This is a genomic window from Nonomuraea sp. LP-02 (assembly GCF_036289125.1).
Taxonomy (GTDB): Bacteria; Actinomycetota; Actinomycetes; order Streptosporangiales; family Streptosporangiaceae; genus Nonomuraea; species Nonomuraea bangladeshensis.
The window spans coordinates 292,875-312,340 of record NZ_JAXCLK010000002.1 but is presented as its reverse complement, the minus strand read 5'-3'; the positions used below and the strand labels follow the sequence as shown (position 1 = coordinate 312,340).

The following is a 19,466-nucleotide window of genomic DNA, read 5'->3' as shown; positions in this document are numbered from 1 at the left end:
TCGACGCCCCGAGGGCGGTTGGCCGTGAACCGCCCGCACCATCAAGCAGGCCGTTCCGCATCAGTAAGTGATCTTCACAGCGCACAAGATGAAGCGGCTGGGCCGCGGTCCCGCCGGGTCCACGCCGTCAAGCCGTAGCTTGGACGCCGGATTCCGTTCCCTACGGTCGGCGTACCTCGATGGTGACGGTGGCCGGTGGGAGATCGTCGGCGCGGACGGTGACCGTGAGGAGTCCTTCCGCGCCGGTGGGACGCAGCACGGCCAGGGCGTGACCTTCGTACGTCGTGCACGAGGTCGCCTGGAAGGACTCCTCCGTGGACGGCCTCGCCGTTCCCAGAGCCTGCAGGATCGCCGGGCCGTCGAGGTCCACGGTCACGGTGCGGTCGCTGATCGGATTGATCGTTTCGTGCTCGTCGACGACGCGGATGTCGAGGTAGGCCAGGTCCTGCGGGTCGGTGCCGAGGTGCGGCCGGTCAGGGGAGAGCAGCAGCCGCGCGGGCGCGTCCGCGGTGCGCAGGAGGCAGCGGCCGGTCTCGGCGCCGTCCCGGTAGGCCACCGCCTCCAGCGTGCCGGGCCGGTACGGCACCTCGGCCGTGGCCAGGTACGCCTTCCCGGCCCCGACGGGCACTTTGGCCATGGTGGCGCCGTTGAGCACGAACTCGATCTCGTCGGCGTCGGCGTAGGCCTCCACGATGACCGGGGTGCCGGCCGGGATGTCCCAGGTCCAGCCGGCGATGGAGTCGCTCCAGGCCCAGCCCTTGGGCTGGAAGGGGAACTCGCGGTGCTCGGGGCGTTGCACGGCCAGGTACGGGGTGCGGCGCAGGCCGTAGACGGTCTCGCGGTAGTAGGAGACGGGACGACGCCGGCCGGTGATGTCCAGGTCGCCGGTGGAGGCGGTGAGCCACGGGTACGGAGCGGCGAACGCGGGGCCCTCGCCGGGATAGGTGGGGCGGCCGATGCCGCTTTCGCCCAGGTAGTCCCAGCCGGTCCAGGTGAAGTCGCCGATGATGTGGCCGTGCTCGGTGACGAGCTTCCAGTAGTGGTCGATCTGGGTGGGGAAGGTCTCCGAGCCGACCATGACCCGGTTGGGATGGGTCTGGTGGTCGGTGAGGTAGCGGGAGTCGCCGTAGTTGAGCCCGACGACGTCCAGCACCGCGGCCGACTCGGCGATGCGCTCGCCGACCTCGGGCAGGGCGGCGAGCGCGCCCATGCCCTCCAGCAGGTCGTTGAAGCCCGGCGCGCCACTCCCCTGAGCCGGCGCGTCGTTCGCCTCGGCCGGCGCGCCGTCCGCTCGGGCGGCCTGGGCCATGAGCGCGGGGATCTGGTCCATGATCGCCATCATCCCGTTGAGCGCGTTCGTGACGAGCCGCGTCGGGTCCTGGGCCCGGATGCGCTCGGCGAGCAGCCGTCCCCAGCGGGCGCCGTGCGGGTTGCCCACCTCGAGGATCTCGTTGCCGATCGAGTAGAAGATCACGCTGGGATGGTTGAAGTCCTTGGCCACCAGGGCGTCCACGTCTCGCTCCCACCACTGCGGGAACCGCCGCGCGTAGTCGTCGTCGGTCTTCGAGACCGTCCACATGTCGAACGTCTCGTCCATGACCAGCATGCCGAGCCGGTCGCAGGCCTCCAGCATGGCGGTGCTGAGCGGGTTGTGCGCGGAGCGGATGGCGTTGAAGCCGGCCTCCTTGAGCAGCCGTACGCGCCGTTCCTCCGCGCGGGCGATGGCGGCGGAGCCGAGCGGCCCGTTGTCGTGGTGCACGCACGCGCCGCGCAGCTTGACGGGGACGCCGTTGATGCGCAGGCCCCGGATCGGGTCCACCGACACGCTGCGGACACCGAACGTCGTGCGGGCCTCGTCGACCTGCCCGCCCGCGTCGGAAAGCCGGACGGTCGCGGTGTACAGGTTCGGCTCCTCCACGCTCCACAGGGCGGGACGGCGCAGGTAGGCGCGCTGGCGCACGGTCGCCCGCTCCCCCGCCAGCACGGTCAGCGGGACGCGGTCGGTGGCCACCACCTCGCCGTCGCCGTCACACACCTCCAGCAGCACCTCGACGGTACGGGTGCCGGTGCCCTCGTTGACCACCTCGGTGGCGACCGCGGCGACGGCCAGCTCGTCGTCGATCTGCGGGGTGCTCACCCGCAGGCCGGTCGGGGTGATGTGCAGCAGGTCGCCGATGAGCAGGTGCACCGGGCGGTGGATGCCGCCGCCGCTGTACCAGCGCGAGTCCTTGTACGCCTGCGCCTCCACCCGGATGGTGTTGGTCCGGCCGTAGCGCAGGTACGGGTCGGCGGCGATGTGGAAGGTGGAGTATCCGTTGGCCCACTGGCCGGCGAAGACGTCGTTGATGTAGACCATGGCGTCGCGGTACACGCCCTCGAACTCGATGCTCACCCGCTTGGCCGCCCACCAGGCGGGCGCCTCGAAGTCCTTGTCGTAGCGCCAGGCGCCCGGCCGGTGGTAGCCGGTGTGCGAGCCGTCCGACCCCTCGGCCGACCTGCCGCCGGCGAGCATGGCGTCGTGCGGCAGCGTCACGGCGACCGGCTCGGCGCCGGCGCCCGGCATGAACTGCTCGAAGATGGACGTACGGCCGCCGACACGCCAGCCGTCGTTGAAGGGTTCACGGATCATGGAGGTGCTCCTCGTGGCAGTCGGCGGACGCCAGCAATATATTCACGCGCGTGATTCACGCGCGTGAATCGAGAGCGTAGGGGCTGGGCAGGGGTTTCGTCTAGCATCTATCCGGGGCGAACGGGCCCCAAGGCGGACAGGGGTGCCGATGAGGGTCAGCAGCGAAGACGTCGCCCAGCGCGCGGGCGTGTCTCGCTCGACGGTGAGCTACATCCTCAACGGGCACGGCGACCGCTTCAGCCAGGCAACCCGCGAGGCCGTCGAACGCGCCGTGGCCGAACTCGGTTACCGTCCGCACTCGGCCGGGCGCGCGCTCGCGCGCGGGCAGAGTGACTTGGTCCTCCTCGTGTTGCCGATCTCCCCGAACAGCCAGTTCAGCCAGATGGCCGACCGGTTGACCGAGGCGCTGGCCGAGCACGGCCTGTCCTTGCTCATGTGCTCGTCCACCGCCTCCGCGCGCTCCTTCGCCGCCGTCCTGACCACCGCCCGGCCCCGCGCGGTCATCGCCCTGTCGCAGCTGAGCGAGAGCAAGCGAACCGTCCTGCGTTCGGCGGGCGTGCGCGCCATCGACATCGCCCACGCGATCTCGCAGCCCGGCGGGCCCAACTGGAGCGTGGGACGGATGCAGGCCGAGCACCTCATGCGGCGCGGATACCGCCGCATCGCCTACGGCCGCCTCACCGAAGCTCGCGACGACGTGCTGCTGGGTGCTCGCGAGCAGGGCGTACGCGAGGCGTGTCAGGCCGCCGGCATGGGCGAGCCCCAAGTGATCACCGTCGCGCTGCGCGCGGACGCCGACCTGGACGCCATCGGATCACTGCCTCTCGGCACGGGCCTGGCCTGCTACAACGACGACACCGCAGCGGCGGCGCTGGCGGCCGCCCGGGTCATCGGCCGCGCGGTGCCGGAGGATCTGGGCGTGGTGGGCGTGGACGACACCCCGGTGGCGGCCCAGACCAGCCCACGGCTCACCACCATCGGCTTCGACCTGCCCGTGTCCTATGATCGCCTGGCCCAGCTCCTGCTCCACCACGATCCCGCTGACACCGAATTCGCTGACATGGGCGAATGCCGGCTCATCCAGGGCGAATCGACGTGATCCAGCGCCCGGGGCCGGCCCGTGGACCGGCATCCGGGCGTTCGGAGTGGACTTTTTCGCTTACCCGATCAGATCGGTCAACGGCGCACCCGATAGCGCAGGTGAAGCACCCGGTTGCCCTGAATCACCACGTCGGGATCCTCCAGCAGGTGCTGCGCCTGGACCGACCCGAAGTAGCGCTTGCCGGACCCGAACACGACGGGTACGACGTCCATCCGCACCTCGTCGACCAGACCCGCGGCAAGCACCTGGCCACCGACGTCGCCGGCGGCGACTTCGATCAAGCGGTCACCCGCAAGCTCCCGCGCCTTGGCCACGGCTGCCTCGACGCCGCCGACGAAGTGAAACGGCGCCTCGTGGTCCCAGCCCTCGGGCTGCGGCCGGTGCGTCACGACGACCACGTGGTCGATGCCGCTCGGCGGCTTGCCGCCCCAGCCGTCCGTCAGGTCGAAGACGTGGCGGCCGACGATCGTGACGCCGATCTGGTCCCAGTACGCCCGGGTGTAGTCGTAGGACGTCTGCGACACCTTCAGCTCGCCGCTCTCGTCCAACGGGACGTCACCGCTGGACAACCAGTCGAACAGCGGTCCGGGCTGGTCGTTCTCGTCCGCGACGAAGCCGTCCACCGACACCGAGCTGTACATGACCACCTTGCCCACGGGCTCTCCTCTGCATTGGGGTGCCCCAAATTAGCGTCTCGTGAGCCGGCGCTCTTGTAAGAAATCAATCGGCCGGCAGCGGCCAGCCGTCCATCACGTGGCCGGGATGTTCGCGCAGGAACCGCCGCCGGACTTCGACGTACCGGGTCGGCGTGAGCCCGGTGAACGCCCGGAACTCGTGGCCGAAGTGGGCCTGGTCGAAGTAGCCTGCGCCACCGGCGAGCTCGCCCCAGTCGATCGGTCCGGCGGGGTCGATCGCGAACACGGTGGCGGTGAAGCGGTAGGTGCGGGCCAGCCGCTTCGGCGTGACGCCGATGAGCTCCTTGAACCGCTGTGCCAGATGAGTGCTGCTGACATCGGCCGCCACGCTCAGGTCGCCGATCGCCACCGCACCGCCGGCCGCCGCGATGACGCTGCTCGTATGGCGGACCAGCCCCAGGCCGGCGGTCTCGCGCAGCCGCCGCATCAGCTCCTGCTCGAGCAGCGTCAGCATCTCGTGCGGTCCGTCCGCCGCGGCCAGCCGGTCCCGCAGCTCGGCGACGGCGGGCCGGCCCCAGACCTGCTCCACCGTCACCGGCCGGTCGCACAGCTCGGCCGCGGGCATCGGCAGGAACGGCGCCAGCCCCCACGGCTTGAAGTGCACGCCGACGGACCGGGTCCGGAGTGGGTAGCCGAACTCAGACGCGCGGGTGGGCATGGTGACCACGCAGCCGTCGGCGTACTCGGCCGTCTCGATGTCGGTGCCGGCGCGGATGCGGAACGGCGGCCCGAGGTTGACGATGAGCAACGCCGCCGGCATCGGCGGCAGCGTCAGCCGGGCGTACGGCGGCGCGCCCTCCAGGTAGTAAAGGTCGTCGATCAGCCCGTCCAGCGGCGGTCGCGGCACTCTGGACACGTACTTCACGGCCACAGTATCGCCGACGCCCCGCCGGCATCGAGCGCCGGCGTCACGCAGCCGGCAGCGGCGCGCGAATTCCCCCGGGATCGAATCGACGCGGCACATGAACAACCGACGGCAGGGGCGAGCTTTACGGGAACATTTGCCATTGCCTGGCGCTCATCGTCGTTCTGCGGGCAATATCACCGGTGATGCTCGCGACACGAACGACCCGTTCCCGCCGTCAGGCCGATTCCGGCGCCTGTCGGCTGCTGGCGCGCGTGGTGTTCGCCGTCGCGATGGTGATCGGCGCGGTGTTCGCGCATGGTGGCGCCTGTGCCGCCCTGGAGATGGCGGAGTCGGCCGATCACAGCGCCGGGGTGCGCGCGGCAGAGCCGCCCGACACCGCGCGCCATGCCGTACACAACGCCGTCTGCCTGCATCGGGGCCTGCCGCCGCGCCACCAGCACGGGACCGAACTGGACTGTTCGGCGACCGGTCCGGCCGCCGCGCCGGTTCCCTCGACCCTGCAGGCGAGCGCCGTCCTGCCCTTCGCCCAGACCTGCGCCGGGCCGTTGCCCGTCAAGGCAAGGAGCCACCCTTCGCCCGGACCTCATTCGGAAAGTCTCTGTGTGATGCGCGTATAGGCCGACGATTGTCAATCGTCGGCCATTGCCCACTTCAGTGCGCGGTCATCCCAGCATGCCGCGAATTGTACGTATCACTAGGGAACAATTTCCATGTCACCACACGCGACTTTCGCGCGCCTGCATGAGGGGGCTTCGCCGGGATATCCCGCGCTCTCCCTCACGGTCGGCAATACGCCGCTGGTCCAGCTGCCTGTGTCTCCCGTATCCGGCATCGGCGGTTTCTGGGCGAAGCTCGAAGGCTTCAATCCCGGCGGCATCAAGGACCGGCCCGCCCTGCACATGGTGCGCCAGGCCCGAGCCCGGGGCGAGCTCCGGCCCGGAGCCACCATCGTCGAATCGACCAGCGGAACCCTGGGGCTCGGCCTGGCCCTGGCCGGAATCGTCTTCGGCCATCCGGTCGTCCTGGTGAGCGATCCCGGCATGGAGCCGCTGATGTGCCGGCTTCTCACGGGTCACGGCGTCCACGTGGAGACCGTGACCGAACCCCATCCGGCCGGCGGCTGGCAGCAGGCCCGCCGGGAACGCGTCCAGCACCTGCTGGCCGACATCCCCGGCGCCTACTGCCCGGACCAGTACCACAACCCCGACAACGTCGAGGCCTACGCCGGGCTCGCGCACGAACTCATGAGGCAACTCCCCCACATCGACACGCTGGTGTGCTCGGTCGGCACCGGCGGGCACAGCGCCGGCATCCACGCCGTGCTGCGCCGGCACTTCCCCGGCCTGCGGCTGGTCGGCGTCGACACGGTGGGCTCGACCATCTTCGGCCAGCCCGCCCGCACCCGGCTGATGCGCGGGCTCGGCTCCAGCATCCACCCGCGCAACGTCGCCTACGACGCCTTCAGCGAGGTGCACTGGGTCAGCCCCGCCGAGGCGGTCTGGGCCTGCCGCACGCTGGCCGAGCGGCACTACGTCTCGGGCGGCTGGAGCACCGGCGCGGTCGCGCTGGTGGCGGGCTGGCTGGCCCGCACCGCTCCCGGCCGGACCACCGTCGCGATCTTCCCCGACGGGCCGTGGCGGTACTCCAGCACCATCTTCGACGACGACTACTGCCACGCCCACGGCCTGCTCGGCACCGTACCTGCGCAGGAGCCGGACGTGCTGGCGGCGCCACACGAACGGGAGGTGCACCGCTGGACCCGCTGCGCCACCGTGACCGATCCTCTGGCGGGCACCCGATGAGGGCCACGCTGCGCGAGTTCCGCTCCTTCGGCCGGCCCGTCCAGCTGCTGCAGCTCAACCAGGCGGGCATCAACCTCGGCTTCTACATGCTGATGCCGTACCTGGCCCAGCACCTGTCGGGTGCCGGGCTGGCCGCGTGGACGATCGGGCTCGTCCTGGGCCTGCGCAACGCCGGCCAGCAGGGCATGTTCCTGATCGGCGGCAGCCTGGCCGACCGGCTCGGCTGCAAGCCGCTGATCATGACCGGGTGCGCGTTGCGGACGATCGGCTTCGCCCTGTTCGGCCTGTCCACCACGGTGCCGCTGCTCATCGCGGCGGCGGTGGTGACCGGACTGGCCGGGGCGCTGTTCAACCCGGCCGCCCGCGCCTACCTGGCGGCCGAGGCCGGGGAGCGCAAGGCCGCGGCGTTCGCCGTGTTCAACGTGTTCTACCAGGGCGGCATCCTGGCCGGCCCGCTCGCCGGGCTCGCGCTGCTGCGCGGCGGCTTCACCGTGGTGTGCCTGGCGGCCGCGGCCATCTTCGCGGTACTGACCGTGCTGCAGGGCCTGTGCCTGCCGGCCCGGCGCGTGGCCGCCGGACCGCGGCCGCCGGTGCTGCGCGAGTGGTGCCGGGCGTTCACGGACCGTGCCTTCGTCGCCTTCTCGGCGGCGATGATCGCCTCCTACGCGCTGTCGTTCCAGATGTATCTGGCGCTGCCGCTGCAGGTGCAGCACCTGGGCGGCGGCCCGGCGGCGGTGACGGCGCTGTACGCGCTGTCGGCGCTGCTGGGCATCACCGCCCAGGTGCGGTTGACCGCCTGGTGCACGGCCCGGTGGAGCCGCGGCCAGGCGATCAGCCGCGGCCTGGCCCTGATGGGCCTGGCCTTCGTGCCGCTCGCGGCCACGGCGCACCTGCCGCTGCCTGCGGGCTGGGGGCTGGCCCCGGTGGTGGTGTGCACGCTGCTGCTCACTCTCGGCACCCTGGTGGCCTTCCCGTTCGAGATGGCCACCATCGCCGACATGGCCGGAAAGGGGCTGGTCGGCACCTACTACGGGCTGTACAACCTGGCGTGCGGCGCCGGCATCCTGGCCGGGAACCTGCTGGCCGGCGCCCTGGTGGACGTCGCCCGCGCCGACGGCCTGGCCGCGCTGCCGTGGCTGCTGCTGACCGCGGCCGGGCTGGCCTCCGCCGCGGCCGTCAGCCGCCTGTACCGGCGCGAGCGGCTGCGCGGCCCCGGTCAGGAGGCGGCCGCCACCTGACCAGCGGCAAGGAGATCACGCTGAGGCGGTCGTGATCAGGCCCCGCCGATGCTGTCGTCCTTGCCGATGAATTGAGGCCCGACTGATTCCCGCAATCGAACCCGTGACAAAAGGGGCTGACAGGCGCTTGAATGGCGCTCGAACATGAAGAGTTATATCGGGGACATGCCGGGGCTGGTCGGCCGGAGCGCGGAGCTGGAGCGGCTGCTGGCGGTCGTCGTCCATCCGCCCGCTCTGGCCGTCGTCGAAGGTGAGGCGGGCATCGGCAAAACCCGCCTGGTCTCTGAGCTGGCCTCTCGTGTCGGCCGGGCGATGTTCTGGGGACGGTGCGCGCACATCCGAGAGCCCTTTCCTCTCGGCCCGCTCCTCGACGCGCTGCGCGACATCGGCACCGGCATCAGTGCGGGCGGGCCGCTGTCGCCTGTCACCGGTGCGTTACGGCCCTTGCTGCCGGAGCTGGCCGGGCAGTTGCCGCCCGCTCCCGAACCGCTGGAGGAGCGGGCGGCTGAGCGGCACCGGGTCTTCCGCGCGCTGTCGGAGCTGCTGGGCTCTCTGGGTGAGGCCGTACTCGTACTGGAGGACTTGCACTGGGCCGATGAGCAGACCCTGGCCTTCCTCGGATACCTCATGGGCGACCCGCCGCCCAGGCTGTCGGTGGTGCTCACGTTCCGGGGCGAAGAGGTTGCGCTGGACGCCAGGACGATCGCGGCGCGGGCGGCTCCTTCGGTGTCGCGGGCCCAGGTGAGACTTGAGCCGCTCGACGTGGCCGAGACCCGGGAGCTGATGACCGAGATCCTCGGGTCAGAAGGGGTGTCGGAGGAGTTCGCCGCGTATCTGTGCGAGCGGACGTCGGGGCTGCCCTTCGCGATCCAGGAGATGGTGGCGCTGCTGCGGGAGCGCGGGACGCTGATCCGGCGTGGGCGAGGATGGGCGCGTAAGGCCATCGACGAGCTCAACGTCCCAAGGGCGTTACGCGACTCGGTGCTGGAGCGAGTGGCGCGGCTGCCCGCTGAAGCGCGAGCCATGGTGGAGGCGGCGGCGGTGCTGCAGGTGCCCGTGCCCGTGCAAGTGCTGGTGGCGATCTGCGGCCTGGAGCGCGAGCCCGCGCTGGCCGGGCTGGAGGAGGCACTGCGCTCTGGGCTGTTGAGCGAGCACACCGCGCTCTCGCGCGGCGCCCCCGAGGGTTCTGCGCGCCTGCCCGGTGCCCTCAACAGCTCGGGGCGCCCGGCAGGTGTGGGGTTCAGGCACATGCTGGCCCTGCAGGCGGTGTACGAGAGCATCGCGCTGCCGCGGCGCCAGGTGCTGCACGGGCGGGCGGCCGAGGCGGTCGAGCGGTTGCGGCCGGTGCCGATGGGGCAGGTCGCGCACCACCTGCAGCACGCCGGGATGATGGAGGAGTGGGCCCTGGCGGCCGACCGGGCCGCGGCCGAGGCGGGCAGGCACGGCGACGACAGCGAGGCGGCCCGCCTGCTCGGCGACGTCCTGCGCGACGCCCCGCCCGAAGGGGAGCTGCTGGAGCGCATGGCGGTGCGGTTCGGCTGGGCCTGCGTCCAGGGTCTGCACGCGCAGCCCGGCTTCGGCCAGATGGACGAACTGCTGAGCCGCGATCTGGCTCCAGGCGTGCGCGGCGAACTGCACTTCCTGTACGGCCTGCTGCTGGAACGAGCGGGCGCCGCCCCTGAACTCCGGCGAGAGCAGTTCGCCACAGCGGTGCGCCACCTCGGCGACCGCCCGGAGCTGGCGGCCTGGGCGATGGTGGGACTCGGCGTGCCGACCTCGGCCGGGGTACCGCCGGCCGAGCACGTGTACTGGCTCGACCGCGCCCTGGATGCCGCCGAACGGCTCGGCGACACTCCGTCGCTGCAGCTGTCGGTGCTCGGCAAGGTGGCGATGGTGCTCACCACCATGGGCGACCCCCGCTGGACCTCGCTGACCGAGCGGATGACCCGCCTGGCCGGCGGCCGTCCCGAATCCCGGCAAGAGGTTGTCGCCTTCTGGTCGGTCGGCGAAGAGACGTCTTACGCGGGCCACTACGAGGTGAGCGAGCGGCTGCTGGACGCCGCGCTGCGCGGAGGGCTGAAGATCGACAGCAGCCGGCGGCTGGAGTACCTCATCCGTTCCTCCCTGGCGGTGCTGCGCTATTTCCGCGGACAGTGGACTGGACTGGGCGAGGAGATCGCCCTGCTGCTGGACGCGCTGGACGAACAACCGCACCAGCGCGTCACGGCCGAGCTGGTCGCCCATTGCCTGGCCGTGGCGCGCGGTGAGGCCGAGGAGGGGGCACGCAAGCTCCGCGCCGCCGTGGGAAGGGCGGTCGAGGTCGGCGCGGTGGACGCGCTGCCGCTGGCGGCCGAGATGCTGCTGCGGCTGTGCAGGGTCCGCGGGGAGCCACCGGCTGAAGACCTGACCGGCATGCTGGCAGGTTGGCGGGCCAAAGGGCTGCAACCGCTGGCCGTACGCATGCTGCCGGCCCTGGCCGGTGTCCTGGCCGCGGACGGACGAGCGGCCGCAGCCGGACGGTTGTGCGAGGAGCTCGAGCGGGAGCTGGCCGGGCTGGACGCGCCGCTGGCACCAGCGGCGCTGGCCCACGCGCAGGGATTCGTCACGGGGGATCCGGCACGCTTCCTGGCGGCCGCTCACGCCTACGACGCGCTGGGGAGCAGGTACGAGGCGGCCCAGTGCCGCGAGCTTGCCGCGACCGCTCTCCTCGGCGGCGGCGACGATCCAGAGCGGGCCGGAACGCTGCTGCGGGCCGCCATCGCGGTCTTCGAGGAGCTGGAGGCCCGGTGGGATCTCGACCGGGCCGCGAGCACGGCTCGGCGGCACGGCGTGGCGGGGCCCGTCCGGTACAGAGGCGGCACGCGCGGTTACGGTGACGCTTTGTCTCCACGCGAGGCCGAAGTGGCCCAGCTTGCCGCCACCGGGCTGAGCAACAGGGAGATCGCCAAGAAGCTGTTCCTGTCGCCGAAGACGGTGGACAAGCATCTGAGCGCGGTACTGCGCAAGCTGGGGTTGCGCTCGCGTGCCGGGCTCGGGCAGCGCATGGGCGGATCCGGCTGACCCACCCCAACGAATGGGGACTTTTCCCCATAGCTGGCGGTGTACCCCTTTAATCACGCTTGCCTCATGGACAACCCGGACGAATCCCTTGAGACCGGTCCCGCTGAGGGCGAGGACGCCGGAGAGCCGATCCCGGCCCCGGACGACCACGGAAATCCCCCTGACGACGACGGCTGGGTCGAGGCGTGACCTCACGACGAGCACAGGAGCCCGCATGAGCACCTTCAGGCCGCGCCTTCGGGCGACGGTGATCAGCGTGACCGCAGCGCTGGTCGCCGGACTGGGCCTGACCGGCTCGATGGCCGGCGCGGTGACCGGCGAGCCGGCCCCCGAACCCGTCATCCCGTACGAAGCCCCCCTGCCCCTCACTCAGGCGCGACCCGCGAATCCTCCACGGCAGACCACCGTCACCCTCGTCACCGGCGAGCGAGTACGCCTGGACGTGGACGAGCAGGGCCGGCAGAGCACCACTGTCGTCTCCCCCGGCGGCGCGGAGGCCGGCGGCACGTACCTGAGGTTCGGCTGGCAGGGCGACCAGTACGTCATCCCGAGCGCAGCCGTGCCGTTCCTGGACCGGCTCCTGGACCCGCGCCTGTTCAACGTCAGCTACCTGGCCAGGACGGGCAACCGTCCCGTCCCGGTCAAGGCCACGTCGGGCAGGCTCGCCGCGCTCGGCGCCACGATCACCCCGGACGAGGCTCCGGCCCTCGGCCGCGCGCTCGCCGAGGAGTGGCGCGCGGGCCGCGGCGGGACGCTGGAAGGCGTCGAGCGCATCACCGTGCCGGATGACGCGCCGGTCTCGCCGTTCCACCGGCCCGCGACCGCGAAGGCGGCGGCCGGCGCCTACCACACGCTCTCCATCGACAGCATCGACCTGGACGGCAAGCCGGGCGCGGTCGTCGCCTACGTGCACAGCGTCGACGACACCGACCTCGGCTTCTACACGATCGATTACCCCGGTGAGACCGGCGAGGTCGCCTACAGCGTGCCGGAGGGCACCTACGCCGTCGAGGCGAGCGTGTTCACCGGACCGGCCGACGACCTGACCAGCCGCGCGGCGTTCGTCGTCCAGCCGGAGTTCAGGGTCGCCGGCGATCTGAAGATCACGCTGGACGCGCGCACCGCCGTGCCGTACGACGTCGAGGTGCAACAGCCCACCGAGGGCATGTACCGGCAGGACATGTTCGCCTTCGTCAGGAAGAGCGAGGCGGGCAACTCGGCCGCGGTGGACGCGTGGGGGCTCGGGGCGTTCCAGCTAGTCGCGTTCCGGATCGTGTCCAACCCGGAATTCGGCAGCCAGCCGCTGTACGCGACGCCGACCAGGCCGGTGCGCAAGGGCAGCTTCAGCTTCGCCGCCTACACCCAGCTCACCGAGACCGCGTCCGGCTCGCCCGGCAAGCCCACCTACCGGCTCGTCCTCCCGTACGCCAAGGGCGTGCCCGCGAGCCTGACCCGCACGGTGCGGAACTCGGAGCTGACCACCGTCCGCTCCACGATCCTGCGCAGCCCGTACGGGCAGCAGGACCGCTTCGACCTGTTCCCCGAAGTCTTCCTGCCCTGGACGCAGAGCGCGCTCGGCGTCGGCTCCTCCGTACTGCCGGGCGAGCGCACCGACTACCTGTTCAGCAGCTCCCCCGACATCACCGTCTGGCACACCGCGTTCAACTCCGACGACGGCGCGCGGCACTACAACCAGCGCCGCACCCTCAAACCGGGTTCGGTGGTGCGCGAGCTGTGGAACAAGGCGCCAGGCGTGCCGTCGCGCACCGCGCCGTACCGGCAGGAGTCCACGATCGGCTTCGGCGGCGACTCGCCCCTCGTCGACGATCCGTTCGCGACCCTCTGTGTGGCCTGCCGTCAGGGAGATCTGGGCATGATCTATCCACAGCGGTTCGCGGACTCGACGCCGGGCCACTACACGACGGGCACGAGCTGGGACGACCACTCCGGCCTGGACTTCTACCGCAACGGCGAGCTGGCCTTCACCTCCGACAACCGCATCACCGGCAACCTCGGCGCCCAGGCGGCCGACCTGCCGATGCTGCCCGAGCAGGCCGACTACCGGCTGGTGTGGAAGCAGGACCAGCGCGGCGAGCTGGCCGGCACGCCGGTCACGACCGACTGGACGTTCCGCTCGGCCCCCTCCGACCAGCGGGCCAAGCTGCCGGAGAGCGCGTCGTGCGTGCCCGACGCCACGCGGGAGTGCTCGTTCCTGCCGCTGCTGTTCCTCCGCTACGACCTGCCGCTCGACGCCGGGTCGAAGGCGAAGGCCGGGCCGTTCGAGGTGGCGTTCGCGGTGGAGAACCAGGAGCACATGGCCGCGCCGAAGGGCGTCGAGGCCACGGTCGCGGTCTCCTACGACGACGGCGCCACCTGGAGCGAGCCGCTGACGGCGGGCAGGCGGGCCGACGGCCTGTTCGCCGCCACGATCCGGCACCCGGACTCCGGCGGGTTCGTCTCCCTGCGGGTCAGCGCGCACGACCGGCAGGGCAACGCCGTCGAGCAGACCGTCGTCCGCGCCTACGGCCTGACGAGCTGAAGGAGCTCATCATGGTGAAACTCATCGCGGCGGCCGCGGCCGCCCTGCTCCTCGCCGGGCCCGCCGTTCCGGCCCAGGCCGATCCCGCGCGGCCCTGCCCGGCCGCGCGGGCCGGGTCCGCCGGCTGCCTGCTGACCGCCCGACCGGCCGCGGAGGCCAAGGCGGCCGGGCTGCCTCAGCCGTTCTCGGCCGCCGACCTGCAGCAGGCCTACCGGCTGCCGTCGGCACGGCTGGGCGGCGGTCAGACGATCGCGGTCATCGTGCCGTACCACAACCCGAACGCGGGCAACGATCTCGCCGTCTACCGCAAGGCGAACGGGCTACCCCCCTGCGAGGGCGAGTTCGCCTGCTTCCGCCAGGTCAACCAGCGCGGCGGCGACGAGCCGCCGGGCGCCAATCCGGACTGGTCGCTGAACAGCAGCGCCGCGCTCGACATCGCCGCGGCCGCCTGCCCCAACTGCAGGCTGCTGCTGGTCGAGGCCGACGACGCCGACGCCGAGAACCTCGGCCTGGCCGTAGACCAGGCCGTCAAGCAGGGGGCCACGGTCGTCACCACGCCGTACGGCCTGCCGGAGTACGCCGGCGAGCTGGCACATGCCGCCCACTACGCGCACCCCGGCGTGCCCATCACCGCGCCGAGCGGCGACAGCGGGTTCCCCGCCAGGACGGGCAAGCAGCTCGTGCCGGCGGCGTACGGGACGGTCACGGCCGTCGGCGGCACCACGCTGTACCGTCAGGCAGGCACGCGCGGCTGGGGCGAGACCGCCTGGTCCGGATCCGGTTCGGGCTGCTCCGTCTACGTCTCGCGGCCCGCCTGGCAGCCGAAGGGGGCATGCGGCGCCAAGCGCACCGTCGCCGACACGGCCGCCGTGGCCGACCTGCGCACGCCCGTCGCCGTCTACGACAGCTACTCCTACGGAGGCTGGGTCGCGGTCGGCGGCACCCCGATCGCCGCCGCGCTCGTGGCCGGTGTGTACGCGCTGGCCGGCAACGGCGACCTGATCACGCCGGGCAGGCAGCTGCAGGCGGGCAAGGGCCACCTGTTCGACATCACGGCAGGCAAGACCGGCACCTGCGCCGCGCCCGAACTCTGCAACGCCCGCCCCGGCTACGACGGCCCGACCGGCTACGGCAGCCCCAACGGCATCGGCGCCTTCTAGGAGAGCCCATGAAGACCCTCATTGCCGGCGCACTGCTGGCGAGCACCCTCACCACGCCCTCGGCCGCACCGGGAGGCTGCGTACCGTCCTGGAACGTCGTCGACACCTCCGCGATCAGCCCGGCCGGCACCTACCCGCAGGACGTCACCGTCTTCTCCGACCGGGAGGCCCTGTTCACCGGCTCCTCCTCCAACGGCTCGCCGACGGCCTGGAGCGGCGACCTGCGCGGCGGGCGGCCACGCGACAACACCCGCCCGCCCGTCCCGCCGTACACCAGGCAGAGCGCCGAGGCCAGTTCCTTCCACTCCCCCAGCGGCGGCTGGCTACTGCTCGACCACATGGGCACCGGCGCCGACACCACGCAGGCCGCCCGCTGGGACGGCCGGCGGTGGACGCTCCACCCCACGGCCGTCTCGCCCGCCGCGGCCACGACGGGCCTCTACCTGGCCGACGTCGCCTCGGTGTCGAAGAACGACGCCTGGGCCGTCGGCTACACCTACGGGGCCAAGAAGGGCGACCTGAACCCGCCCACCGCCGCGCTGATCGAGCACTGGGACGGCCGGCGCTGGTCGATCGTCGAGAACCCGGCCTCCGGACGCCCGGAGTCGATCCTGCGCGCCGTCACCGCCGTCTCGCCCGACGACGTGTGGGCCGTGGGCAACCAGCGCGACGCCGACGGCGTCATCAGCCCGCTCGTCCAGCACTTCGACGGCACGCGGTGGACGGAAGTGCCGGCCACGCACCCGACGGGCGCACTCTTCGCCGTCTCCGGCACCGGCCCCGACGACGTGTGGGCGGTCGGCAGCCGGCGCCGCGACGGAACCGACAACCAGGCGACCGCCCTGGTCATGCACTGGGACGGCACTGCGTGGAACAGCGTGACGACCCTGCCCGACCTGGGCAACAGCCGCCTCGACAGCGTCTACGCCGCCGCCCCCGGCAGCGTCTGGGCCGTCGGTGACGTCGGCCCCGGCCAGGAGGAGGAGTTCCTGCACTGGGACGGCTCGGCCTGGACGACGATCTCCCACCCCGGCCCGCGCATGAACGGCCTGACCTACAACTTCCTGGACGTGCACGGCAGCGGGCCGGACAACGTGTGGGCCGTGGGCGTGACGGTCTCCGAGGTCGCCCAGGAGGTGCGGCCGATGGCCGCCAGACTCACCTGCGGAAAGGGCTGACATGCGATTCCGGGCCTTACTCCCCGTCCTCACCCTCCTGGCGGGACTGACCGCGGCCCTGCCCGCCCAAGCGGCGCCGGGCGACGTCTGGGTGATCCTCAAGCCGGAGGCCAACCTGTCGGCCGCCCCCAAGGCGCGCTCCAGGACCGCGCGCGGCCAGCTCGTCGTGGACGCGCTGAAGGACACTGCCGTCCGCACCCAGTCGGACGTCAGGAAGTACCTCAAGGACGAGAAGCTGGACAGCGAGTCGTTCTGGGTCACCAACGCGATCCTGGTCAAGGACGCGACCCCGGCCCAGGTCAAGAAGCTGACCGCGATGGGCGGCGTGCAGCAGGTGCGGCCCCCGAAGACGTACACGCTGGCAGAGCCGGTGCGGCGCGCCGCCACCACCGCGGCCGGCTCCGGCCTGGAGTGGGGCGTGGCCGACATCAACGCCGACGACGTCTGGAAGGAGTACGGCAGGCGCGGCGAGGACATCGTGATCGCCAACATCGACACCGGCGTGCAGTTCGACCACCCCGCCCTGCGCGCCTCCTACCGTGGCACGAACGCCGACGGCACCGTCACCCATGACTACAACTGGCTGGACACCTCGGGCCACTGCGCGGGCGGTGCTCCCTGTGACACGCACGGGCACGGCACCCACACCATGGGCACCATGGTGGGCGACGACGGCCAGGGCAACCAGATCGGCGTCGCCCCCGGCGTGAAGTGGATCACTGCGAACGGCTGCCAGACGTGCAGCGAGGAGGACCTCGTCGCGGCCGCCCAGTGGATGCTGGCCCCCACCGACAGCCACGGCCAGAACCCGGACGTCAGCAAGCGGCCGCACATCATCAACAACTCGTGGAGCTCGACGGAGCCGACCGACGAGCCGATCATCGAGGACATCCTGGAGGCGTGGGCCGCCTCCGGCATCATGGGCGTCTGGGCCAACGGCAACAGCGGCCCGTCGTGCAGGACGAGCGGCTCGCCCGGCAGCCGTACGCTCAACTACTCCGTCGGCGCGTACGACGTGCACAACGCGATCGCCTCCTTCTCCAGCCGCGGCCCCGGCCAGAACGGCGAGACCAAGCCGAACATCGCGGCCCCGGGCGTCGACGTGCGCTCGGCGCTGCCCGGCGGCTCCTACGGCCTGATGTCGGGCACCTCCATGGCGGCGCCGCACGCGGCCGGCGCTGTCGCACTGCTGTGGTCCGCCTTCCCCGACCTGGTACGCGACCTCGACGGCACCAGGGCGCTGCTGGACGCGTCCGCGATCGACATGGCCGACGCCCAGTGCGGGGGCCCTGCCGAGGACAACAACGTGTTCGGCGAGGGCCGGCTGGACGCCTCGGCGTTACTGGCCGTCGCAAAGGTCGGGCTCGGCACGCTGTCCGGAACCGTCACCGACGCGGAGACGGGCGAGCCGGTTCCCGGCGCCACCGTCTCGGTCACCGGCCGGCGCTCCCGCGACGCCGTGACCGGCGAGGCGGGCGACTACTCGCTGCGGCTGATCGGCGGCGACTACCAGGTGAAGGTCACGGCGTTCGGCTACACCGACGCCACGCAGACCGCCACGATCGCCAAGGACGGCACGGTCGCACTCGACGTCCGGCTCGTCCCGACCGTGCGGGTCCAGGTCGGCGGCACCGTGCGGGACGGTTCCGGCCAGGGCTGGCCTTTGGCGGCCACAGTGACGGCCTCCGACGGCGCCGGACACACCTGGACGGCGAAGTCCGACGCCGAGACCGGTGCGTACCGGCTGGAGCTGCTGCCCGGTACGACGTACACGCTGGAGGCGGCGGCGGTGCCGCGCGGCTACACCCCGGCCGCCAGGCAGGTGACGGTCGGCACGACGCCGCTCACCGAGGACTTCGCGCTGACGGTCACGCTCGCTTGCGAGGCTCCCGGCTACGCGCCGGTCCTGAACGGTGTCACGGAACGGCTGGACTCGGGGCTGCCGCGTGGGTGGAGTGTCACCAACACCGATCCCGGCTTTCCCGGGTACGCCCACGAGCCCGGCTGGGTGCTGAACGATCCGGGTGGCCGTACCAACAGGACGGGTGGGAAGGACGGGTTCGCGATCGTGGACTCCGACCACTACGGCCTGCACCACGTGCAGGAGACCACGCTGACGTCGGCGGCCGTGGATCTGTCGAAAGCCGCGGCCCCTGCCCTGCAGTTCGCCTCCGACCTGGAGCCGAGGGTGAACGGCACCGCGCTCGTGGACGTCAGCCTCGACGGCGGGCAGACGTGGGCGAACATCTGGAAGAAGGCCGGCTACCCCGGGGCTCGCGGGCCCGAACTGCAGGTCGTGGAGCTGCCTCAGGCGGTCGGCCGGACCGCGGTGCGTGTCCGCTTCACCTTCCTCGGCCAGCTGTCCGGGTGGTGGGGAATCGACGACGTCTTCCTCGGCCACCGCACCTGCGAGAAGAAGTAGCGCCTTCGGGGCCTGTCCGAGGACGGGCCCCGAAGGACAAGGCGGCGTGATCAGCCCAGGTCACGACTGCAGCCTGACCTGATCAGGTGCGGATGTGAGGGCGGCGACGGTGAGCGTCAGGTGGTGGGTCAGTACCTCGGTGGCGATGTCGGCGTCACGGGCCAGCGCCGCTTCTTCCAGGCGGCGGTGTTCCGCGGCGCCGTCGCGGTCGGGTGTGCGCTGCGCCGACCAGCGGCGGGCCAGCTCGCCGGCCGTCCATAGCCGGTCGAAGGTGTCCAGCAGCACGGGGTTGCCGCACCCGTCCAGCAGGGTCCGGTGGAAGACGCGGTGTGCCTCCGACCAGGCGCTGGTGTAGTACTCGCCTTCCTCCGGCTCGTACGGCGGCGTACGGGTCAGGCGGTGGTGGGCCGCGCGCACCCGTGCCTCCCAGTCGAGGTCGCCGCGCTCGATCGCCAGGCGCAGCATGACGGGCTCGATCGTACGGCGAGCCTCGGCGATCTGTTGCCACTGCCGGTCGGAGAAGTCGGGGACGGCGAAGCCGCGGTTGGGCAGCCGCACCGCGATGCCCTCGCCCACCAGCCGCACCAGGGCCTCGCGGACGACGGCCAGGCTGACCTGGTGCTGCTGGGCCAGTTGCTGCGGCTTGAGCGCCTCACCCGGCGCGTACTCGCCCCTCATGATCGCTTCCTGAAGCCGGGTGTGAACACGCTCGGAGAGCATCTGTTTCGTCGAGGGGTCGGCCGTCATGCCCTCAGGCTAGACCATCTGGCAAA

General features: G+C 71.8%; 14 protein-coding genes. 10 read left to right on the top strand and 4 right to left on the bottom strand.

The window, feature by feature from the left end; translation table 11 throughout:
* Positions 1-160 precede the first annotated feature (160 nt).
* Entirely contained in the window at positions 161-2,629 is a 2,469-nt protein-coding gene (locus SMD20_RS44720; RefSeq protein ID WP_329593427.1) for a glycoside hydrolase family 2 TIM barrel-domain containing protein, read from the bottom strand.
* 148 nt (positions 2,630-2,777) lie between these two features.
* On the opposite strand from SMD20_RS44720, the gene SMD20_RS44715 reads away from it, so the two are divergent.
* Positions 2,778-3,728, top strand: coding sequence for a LacI family DNA-binding transcriptional regulator (locus tag SMD20_RS44715; protein WP_329593425.1), 951 nt, complete (start codon positions 2,778-2,780; stop codon positions 3,726-3,728).
* A 77-nt stretch (positions 3,729-3,805) separates the two neighbouring features.
* Here SMD20_RS44715 and SMD20_RS44710 read toward each other — a convergent pair whose 3' ends face one another.
* Together SMD20_RS44710 and SMD20_RS44705 are read right to left on the bottom strand one after the other, a co-directional pair.
* Entirely contained in the window at positions 3,806-4,387 is a 582-nt protein-coding gene (locus tag SMD20_RS44710) for a dihydrofolate reductase family protein (protein ID WP_329593423.1), read from the bottom strand.
* A 64-nt stretch (positions 4,388-4,451) separates the two neighbouring features.
* The gene (locus SMD20_RS44705) at positions 4,452-5,291 is read right to left on the bottom strand and encodes a helix-turn-helix domain-containing protein (protein WP_329593422.1); all 840 of its coding nucleotides are present in this window, start codon (positions 5,289-5,291) and stop codon (positions 4,452-4,454) included.
* Positions 5,292-5,476: 185 nt separating this feature from the next.
* On the opposite strand from SMD20_RS44705, the gene SMD20_RS44700 reads away from it, so the two are divergent.
* The 9 genes from SMD20_RS44700 to SMD20_RS44660 all read left to right on the top strand — a co-directional run bounded on the left by SMD20_RS44700 (position 5,477) and on the right by SMD20_RS44660 (position 18,693).
* Positions 5,477-5,911, top strand: a complete 435-nt coding sequence (locus tag SMD20_RS44700; RefSeq protein ID WP_329593420.1) for a hypothetical protein — start codon at positions 5,477-5,479, stop codon at positions 5,909-5,911.
* Between the two features lie 93 nt (positions 5,912-6,004).
* Positions 6,005-7,096: a PLP-dependent cysteine synthase family protein gene (locus SMD20_RS44695; protein WP_329593418.1), complete on the top strand. Its 1,092-nt coding sequence runs from the start codon at positions 6,005-6,007 to the stop codon at positions 7,094-7,096.
* Positions 7,093-8,334, top strand: a complete 1,242-nt coding sequence (locus SMD20_RS44690; RefSeq protein WP_329593416.1) for an MFS transporter — start codon at positions 7,093-7,095, stop codon at positions 8,332-8,334. Before SMD20_RS44695 ends, SMD20_RS44690 begins: the two co-directional genes overlap by 4 nt.
* Before the next feature lie 144 nt (positions 8,335-8,478).
* On the top strand, positions 8,479-11,394 hold the full coding sequence (locus tag SMD20_RS44685; protein ID WP_329593414.1) for a helix-turn-helix transcriptional regulator: 2,916 nt from the start codon (positions 8,479-8,481) through the stop codon (positions 11,392-11,394).
* Positions 11,395-11,460: 66 nt separating this feature from the next.
* Positions 11,461-11,583 (top strand): hypothetical protein, encoded by a 123-nt coding sequence (locus SMD20_RS44680; protein ID WP_329593412.1) that lies wholly within the window; start codon positions 11,461-11,463, stop codon positions 11,581-11,583.
* Positions 11,584-11,608: 25 nt separating this feature from the next.
* Positions 11,609-13,933 carry a hypothetical protein gene (locus tag SMD20_RS44675; RefSeq protein WP_329593410.1) on the top strand — a complete coding sequence of 775 codons (2,325 nt, stop codon included), beginning with the start codon at positions 11,609-11,611 and terminating at the stop codon, positions 13,931-13,933.
* An 11-nt stretch (positions 13,934-13,944) separates the two neighbouring features.
* Complete coding sequence (locus SMD20_RS44670) at positions 13,945-15,093, top strand: S53 family peptidase (protein WP_329593408.1); 1,149 nt, start codon at positions 13,945-13,947, stop codon at positions 15,091-15,093.
* 8 nt (positions 15,094-15,101) lie between these two features.
* Positions 15,102-16,271, top strand: coding sequence for a hypothetical protein (locus SMD20_RS44665; RefSeq protein WP_329593406.1), 1,170 nt, complete (start codon positions 15,102-15,104; stop codon positions 16,269-16,271).
* A 1-nt stretch (position 16,272) separates the two neighbouring features.
* Positions 16,273-18,693, top strand: coding sequence for a S8 family serine peptidase (locus SMD20_RS44660; protein WP_329593405.1), 2,421 nt, complete (start codon positions 16,273-16,275; stop codon positions 18,691-18,693).
* Between the two features lie 60 nt (positions 18,694-18,753).
* Here the strand turns inward: SMD20_RS44660 and SMD20_RS44655 are convergent, their stop codons facing one another.
* Entirely contained in the window at positions 18,754-19,413 is a 660-nt protein-coding gene (locus tag SMD20_RS44655) for a GntR family transcriptional regulator (protein WP_329594749.1), read from the bottom strand.
* Between the last annotated feature and the right edge of the window lie 53 nt (positions 19,414-19,466).